At 60.6% G+C, this 6,377-nt stretch carries 6 protein-coding genes; 5 read left to right on the top strand and 1 reads right to left on the bottom strand.

What is annotated here, in order from left to right; all coding sequences use genetic code 11:
• Positions 1-154 precede the first annotated feature (154 nt).
• The 5 genes from H0V78_06765 to H0V78_06745 all read left to right on the top strand — a co-directional run bounded on the left by H0V78_06765 (position 155) and on the right by H0V78_06745 (position 5,585).
• Positions 155-1,864: a circularly permuted type 2 ATP-grasp protein gene (locus H0V78_06765; protein MBA2351481.1), complete on the top strand. Its 1,710-nt coding sequence runs from the start codon at positions 155-157 to the stop codon at positions 1,862-1,864.
• 39 nt (positions 1,865-1,903) lie between these two features.
• Positions 1,904-2,890, top strand: coding sequence for an alpha-E domain-containing protein (locus H0V78_06760; protein MBA2351480.1), 987 nt, complete (start codon positions 1,904-1,906; stop codon positions 2,888-2,890).
• Between the two features lie 58 nt (positions 2,891-2,948).
• Positions 2,949-3,854, top strand: coding sequence for a transglutaminase family protein (locus H0V78_06755; GenBank protein ID MBA2351479.1), 906 nt, complete (start codon positions 2,949-2,951; stop codon positions 3,852-3,854).
• Between the two features lie 14 nt (positions 3,855-3,868).
• Positions 3,869-4,567, top strand: a complete 699-nt coding sequence (locus tag H0V78_06750) for an N-formylglutamate amidohydrolase (GenBank protein MBA2351478.1) — start codon at positions 3,869-3,871, stop codon at positions 4,565-4,567.
• Positions 4,568-4,664: 97 nt separating this feature from the next.
• On the top strand, positions 4,665-5,585 hold the full coding sequence (locus tag H0V78_06745) for a transglutaminase family protein (protein MBA2351477.1): 921 nt from the start codon (positions 4,665-4,667) through the stop codon (positions 5,583-5,585).
• 38 nt (positions 5,586-5,623) lie between these two features.
• Here the strand turns inward: H0V78_06745 and H0V78_06740 are convergent, their stop codons facing one another.
• Positions 5,624-6,358 carry a peptidase gene (locus H0V78_06740; GenBank protein MBA2351476.1) on the bottom strand — a complete coding sequence of 245 codons (735 nt, stop codon included), beginning with the start codon at positions 6,356-6,358 and terminating at the stop codon, positions 5,624-5,626.
• Between the last annotated feature and the right edge of the window lie 19 nt (positions 6,359-6,377).

Raw genomic sequence — 6,377 nt, 5'->3', positions numbered from 1 at the left:
GTTGTGATCAGGGTGATGCTATGCGGCATAGGGTTTTTCTCCGGAGGTCCGCAAGGGATAATAATAGGTGTTTCCGCGTTTCCGCCATTTTTGGGACCGGCCAACGGCGGTTTCGCTTCACTATCCTAGCAGTCAGACTGCGTCTGGTAAGCGCATGACGCTGCCGCTTCTTTGGAACGGGAATTGCTGTTTTCGTCATATCAGATCGAAACCACAGCCGCGACGGCGGCGATTGATTCAAACTGGTGCGGCGCACCTTGATTTTCAATGCCGATGCACCATCGCAGTGCTGCGGCGAGGCAAAGCGCGCGCACAATCCTTCAGAATTCGTACACGTCCTTGCCTGTTAGTTAATGCGACGCCGCAGGTTAGCCATGCCGATCGCAACCAACGAGAACAGCCGGTGATATTCGATCGCTATTGTACCGAGGGCTTTTGCGACGAGCTGTTCGTCGCCGACGGCCAGCCGCGGCCGATCGCGGAGCTGTTGATTGCGCGCATCGAAAGCTTGCCGGCCGGCAGCCTGGAGCGCCGGCAGAAGGCGGCCGAGGCGGCAATGTATCAACTCGGCATCACCTTCAATGTCTACGGCGAAGAAAGCGGCACCGAGCGTATCATTCCATTCGACATCATTCCACGCATTATCGCCGCGGCGGAATGGAGCAGCATCGAACGCGGGCTCAAGCAACGCATCGCCGCGCTGAATCTTTTCATCGACGACATCTATCACGCGCAAAAAATCGTCAAGGACGGCGTGATCCCCGAAGAGCTGATCGGCTCGGCGGCGTCGTTGCGCGCTCCCTGCATCGGTATCGATCCGCCGCGCGGCGTCTGGTGCCACATCACCGGGACCGACCTGGTGCGCGATGGCGACGGCCGGCTCTACGTGCTCGAAGACAATCTGCGCTGCCCCTCGGGCGCGTCCTACGTGCTGGAAAACCGGCGCCTATTGAAACGCACATTTCCATCGGTGTTCGCGGCGATGAATGTGCGGGCGGTCGACGACTATCCGAATCGTTTGCTGCAAACCCTGCAATCGCTGGCGCCCGACGGCATCGATGCGACCGTGGTCGTGCTGACGCCGGGCATGCACAACTCGGCCTACTTCGAGCATTCGTTTCTCGCCCAGCAGATGGGCGTGGAGCTGGTCGAGGGACGCGACCTCACGGTGCTCGATGGCCGTGTGCACATGCGCACGACGCAAGGCATGCAGCGCGTCGACGTCATTTATCGCCGCATCGACGACGATTTTCTAGACCCGCGGGTGTTTCGCTCCGGCTCCACGCTCGGTGTGCCGGGCCTGATGGATGTGTATCGCGCCGGCCGCGTCGCGCTCGCCAATGCGCCGGGCACCGGCATCGCCGACGATAAGGCGGTGTACGCGTACGTGCCGAAGATCATCAAATATTATCTGGATGAGGGCGCCATTCTGCCGAACGTGCAGACCTGGCAGTGCAGCGATTCAAGCGAACGCGGCTATGTGCTTGCCAATCTCGACAAGCTCGTCGTCAAGGCAGTCAATGAATCCGGCGGCTACGGAATGCTGGTCGGACCGCACGCGAGCGCGGAACAGCGGTCGCAGTTCGCGCGCCTGATCCGCGCAGAGCCGCGCAACTATATCGCGCAACCCACGCTGGCCTTGTCGCGCGCGCCGGTGCTGGTTGGCGATCGGGTCGAAGGACGCCATGTCGATCTGCGCCCATACGTGCTTTACGGCAGCGAAATCTATGTGCTGCCCGGCGGTTTGACGCGCGTCGCGCTCAGGCGAGGCTCGCTGGTCGTGAATTCTTCGCAGGGCGGCGGCAGCAAAGACACCTGGGTGCAGTTTGCGCCGACAGAACAGCAAGGTTCCCGTGATGCATGAAGTGAAACTCACGAAGCGGATCATGCGCGGAGGCCAGGCATGCTGAGCCGCGTCGCCGACGCGATTTACTGGGTTGGGCGTTATCTTGAGAGGGCGGAGAACGTCGCGCGCTTTGTCGACGTTAACCTGAACCTGATGCTCGATCTCGCGCACACCGCGACCGAGCAATGGAAACCGCTGGTGCAAACTTCCGGCGATGCCGAAGCGTTCGCCAAGCGTTACGGCGAGGCGACGCAGGAAAACGTTATCCACTTCCTGACGTTCGACGCCGGCAATCCGAACTCGATTCTGTCGTGCGTAACGGCGGCGCGCGACAATGCGCGCTCGGTGCGCGAAATCATTTCGTCCGAGATGTGGGAACAGACCAACACCTGGTTCCATATGGTGCGCGATGCCGCTGGCGGCAATGAAGCTCTGGGCGCTCTCAACGAATTTTATGTACGCGTAAAAATGGCGAGCCATTTGTTCAACGGCATCGCCGATTCGACGATGTCGCACGGCGAAGCCGCGCATTTCCTGCGCCTCGGACGCATGCTCGAACGCGCGGACAAAACGACGCGCATACTCGACGTCAAGTATTTCATCCTGCTGCCAGAAGTCGCGGAAGTCGGCAGCGCATTCGACAGCATCCAGTGGTCGGCGTTATTGAAATCGGCCAGCGCCAACGAGATGTACCGCAAGCGCTACGGCCAGTTGACGCCGGCAAAAATCGTGCGATTTCTGCTGCTCGATCGCGAATTCCCGCGCGCCGTGCGTTACTGTGTGCTGGAAGCCGAAAGCTGCCTGCGCGCCATCAGCGGCTCGGCCGCGGGAAGTTACCGCAACGCCGCGGAGCAAAGGCTGGGGCGCATCGCAGCCGAACTCAACTATGCGCAAATCGAGGAAGTTATCGCCGCCGGCCTGCACGAATACCTGGACAACCTGGAGCTCGTGCTTAATAGCGCCAGCGCCGCGGTATTCGACACCTTTTTCTCGCTGCGGCCGATTCAGGTGTCCGACTCGACCCACGCCAACGGCAACGCATGACGGGGCGAGTTATCGGCGGCGACCCTAAGGCGTTCGTGTAATTTAAAAGTGCAAACCCATGCTGCTGCAAATCGAACACTCGCTGCATTATCGATACAGTGAACCGGTATATCTTGAACCCTACATCGCCCGGCTCGCGCCGCGTAACGATGCCGGCCAGGTTGCGAAGTCATTCGAATTGCAGGTCGAGCCGCAGCCGCAGCACCTGAGCCTCAACGTCGATCTCGACGGCACGCTCAGCCATTGCCTGCACTTCCGTGGCGTTCATGACCGTCTCAGCCTGACGACGCGCGCGGTCGTCGAAACCTTGCGCGGCAATCCGTTCGATTTTCTGCTGCACGACGCCGCTTTCGGCCGCCTGCCGCCAGCTTATCCGGCGCGGTTGCGCGCGGCGCTGCAGAATTATTTGCTGCGCGCCATGGGAGACGGAAAAACGGACGACGAAATAGCCGCGCTGAGCCGCGAAGTGGCGCTCGACCATCGCGATAGCACGTTCGATTTTTTGACCGGTCTGACGCGCGTCATTCACAGAACCTGTCAGACCGAATACCGCGCCAGCGGCGCGCCCAGAAGCGCAGCCGAAACGCTCGCACTGGCCAGCGGGACTTGCCGCGATCTCGCGGTGTTGTGGATGGACGCCTGCCGCGCGGTAGGGCTTGCGGCGCGTTTCGTCAGCGGCTACATGCTCGACGTCTCGGACGATGAGAAGCGGAAAGATGCGAAGCGGAGAAGAAAAAGAACCACCGAAAACGCAACGCAATATCTGCACGCCTGGGCAGAAGTTTATTTGCCGGGCGGCGGCTGGCGCGGCTTCGATCCGAGCACCGGCCTGGCCGTCGCCGATCGCCATGTCGCGCTCGCGGCCTCCGCCGACCCCGCGCTAGCCGCCCCTGGCCAGGGGGCTTTTCTTGGTACGGCGACAAGCGAGCTGAAAACCGCTGTCGCGGTCATGCGGATCGCGTAGCCGGCTCGCATCTCTTGAACGACTACCTTGTCATCACCTGCGAGCATGGCGGTAATCGAATACCGGCGCGCTATTGCGATCTGTTCCGCGGCTACGCGGCATTGTTGACGACGCACCGTGGCTACGATGCGGGCGCGTTGACCATGGCGCGCGAGCTGGCGCGCGAATTCGCCGCGCCTCTGGTGGCGGCCACCGTCAGCCGCCTGTTGATCGATCTGAATCGCTCGATCGGTCACCGGCATTTGTATTCCGGCGCGACGCGCAACCTGGCGAAAAAAGTGCGCGCGGAAATCGTGCGGGATCATTATCGGCCTTATCGGAACGAGGTCGAAGGTCTGGTGCGGCGCGCCGTTTGTGGAGGCAAAAACGTGATTCACGTGTCATCGCATAGTTTCACGCCCGAGCTCGACGGCGAGGTGCGCGACGCCGATATCGGTCTTTTGTTCGATCCAAAGCGCGCCGGCGAAGCCCTACTTGCCGGGCGTTGGCAAGCGGCGCTCAAAGCCGCCGCGCCCAAACTCAAGGTGCGGCGCAACTATCCCTACGCGGGGAAAGCCGATGGCTTGACCTGCACTTTCCGGCGCTCCTTTTCGCCCGCAAAATATGTTGGCATCGAGCTTGAAATCAACCAGAAACACGCTAAAGCGGGGGCGCGCTGGCGGCAATTGCGCAGGATCGTAGCCGCAACTTTGCGCGCCGCTCTGTCGGAATAAAGAGTTGGCAATACAGCCCTTATACCAGGCTTTATAATAAGCAATCGTCTCATCGGCCACGACAAAACGCATCATCGCCATTGCGGCTAGCTATTCCATGTCTGCCAACAACTTTCCGACTGCCCCCTCGCTGGATCTGACGGTACGCGTCGGCTGTGCGCTCAGCTACGAGACCAGCATGGCGACGCCTATTCTGCTCGCGTTCAGGCCCGGGCTCGATCGAGGGCAGCTCATCCGCGAAGAAAAACTGGTATTCGGACCAGGGCAGCCAACCGAGCAGCTTACAGATACGCACGGCAACCTCATCTACCGTTCGATGCTTCAGCCGGGGCGCAATGAATTTTTGCACGACGCGGTTTTTTCGGTGCCCAGTGCACCCGACAACGACGGCTTGCCGACGCATGCGGTTGCGCTGGAATGCCTGCCGGTCAGCGTGCTGCGCTACACGCTGCCGAGCCGCTATTGCGATTCCGACAGATTGCTGAATTTCGCTTGGGAAAAATTCGCTCAGGCGCCGCACGGCGTCGAACGCGTGCGGGCGATTTGCGCCTGGGTGCATCACAACATCGAATACCGATACGGTTCGGGCAGCCCGAATATCTCGGCGTGCAACGTCGTGGAGCGCGGCTATGGCGTCTGCCGCGACCTCGCGCATGTCGGCGTCGCCTTGTGCCGCGCGTTCAGTCTGCCGGCGCGTTACGTATCGGGGCACGTTGCCGATATCGGCGTCGTCGATCCGGGTCTGACGATGGATTTTCATGCTTATTTCGAAGTGTTTCTCGGCGGAGTCTGGCATACTTTCGACGCGCGCTACAACACGCCGCGCATAGGCCGCATAAAGATCGCGCACGGCATGGACGCTGTCGACGCCGCGTTCGCGACCATTTATGGCGAAGCCCGCCTGACCCATTTCGAGGTCTGGGCGTATCAGATTGCGCGCTCGGAGGTCAGCATCGGCGACCCGGTCGATCTGGCCCGGCGGCTCGACGGTAAAGCAGAATTGCAGTTGCGGGCCTAAGAGCGAACGATCGCCGATCAGCCTCGGATGAAGGTCGCTCACAGCTCCGGTAATTCCGTGAACACGCGCCGTATGCCTTGCGACCAGTGACGTGACAGATCGGTAAAATAGCGGTCGCCTTCTTTAAAACGATGCCGCGCGCGTACTTCGAGCGTATCCAGCTCATAGCACAAAAGATCAATAGGCATGCCGACCGAAAGATTGCTGCGCATGGTCGAATCGAACGACACCAGCACGCATTTGGCGGCGTCGGCGAGGCTTGTGTGCGGGGTGATGACACGATCGAGGATGGGCTTGCCGTACTTTGTCTCGCCGGTCTGGAAAAACGGCGTATCGGCCGTCGCTTCGATGAAATTACCCTCGCGGTACAAGCGGAAAAGACGCGGTGCCTCGCCGCCAATCTGCCCGCCGAGAAGGAACGAAGCGTTGAAACTGAGCTCGTTTTGCGCGAGATATTGACCATCGCGCCGATCGATGTCGCGCATCGCATCGCCCACCAGCCCGGCAAGATCGAACATGGTTTTTGCCGTCCATAAATTTGGCGCGCCACTTGTCGAATCATCGGACGCGTCGGCCCGTTGCTGCAACAAACTGACGACGGCCTGGGTGCCGGCAAGGCCGCCGGAACTGAGCATAACGATGACGCGCTCGCCGGCGCGCTCGAACACCGTCATCTTGCAGAATTTGGCGAAGTTGTCGACGCCGGCATGCGTGCGCGAATCGGACGCGAAAATCAGGCCGGCATCGAGTTTGAGAGCGACGCAATAAGTCATTCATGTTTTCCCAGGTTGC

The sequence above is a fragment of the Burkholderiales bacterium genome, assembly GCA_013695435.1.
GTDB lineage: Bacteria > Pseudomonadota > Gammaproteobacteria > Burkholderiales > JACMKV01 > JACMKV01.
This window is presented reverse-complemented; position numbering and strand designations above follow the sequence as displayed.

What these genes read in the sequence shown, in the direction of transcription:
- H0V78_06755 (MBA2351479.1), top strand. Translation starts at nt 2,949, where the DNA reads ATGCTGCTGCAAATCGAACACTCGCTGCATTATCGATACAGTGAACCG.
- H0V78_06760 (MBA2351480.1), top strand. Translation starts at nt 1,904, where the DNA reads ATGCTGAGCCGCGTCGCCGACGCGATTTACTGGGTTGGGCGTTATCTT.
- H0V78_06765 (MBA2351481.1), top strand. Translation starts at nt 155, where the DNA reads ATGACGCTGCCGCTTCTTTGGAACGGGAATTGCTGTTTTCGTCATATC.
- H0V78_06745 (MBA2351477.1), top strand. Translation starts at nt 4,665, where the DNA reads ATGTCTGCCAACAACTTTCCGACTGCCCCCTCGCTGGATCTGACGGTA.
- H0V78_06740 (MBA2351476.1), bottom strand. Translation starts at nt 6,358, where the DNA reads ATGACTTATTGCGTCGCTCTCAAACTCGATGCCGGCCTGATTTTCGCG.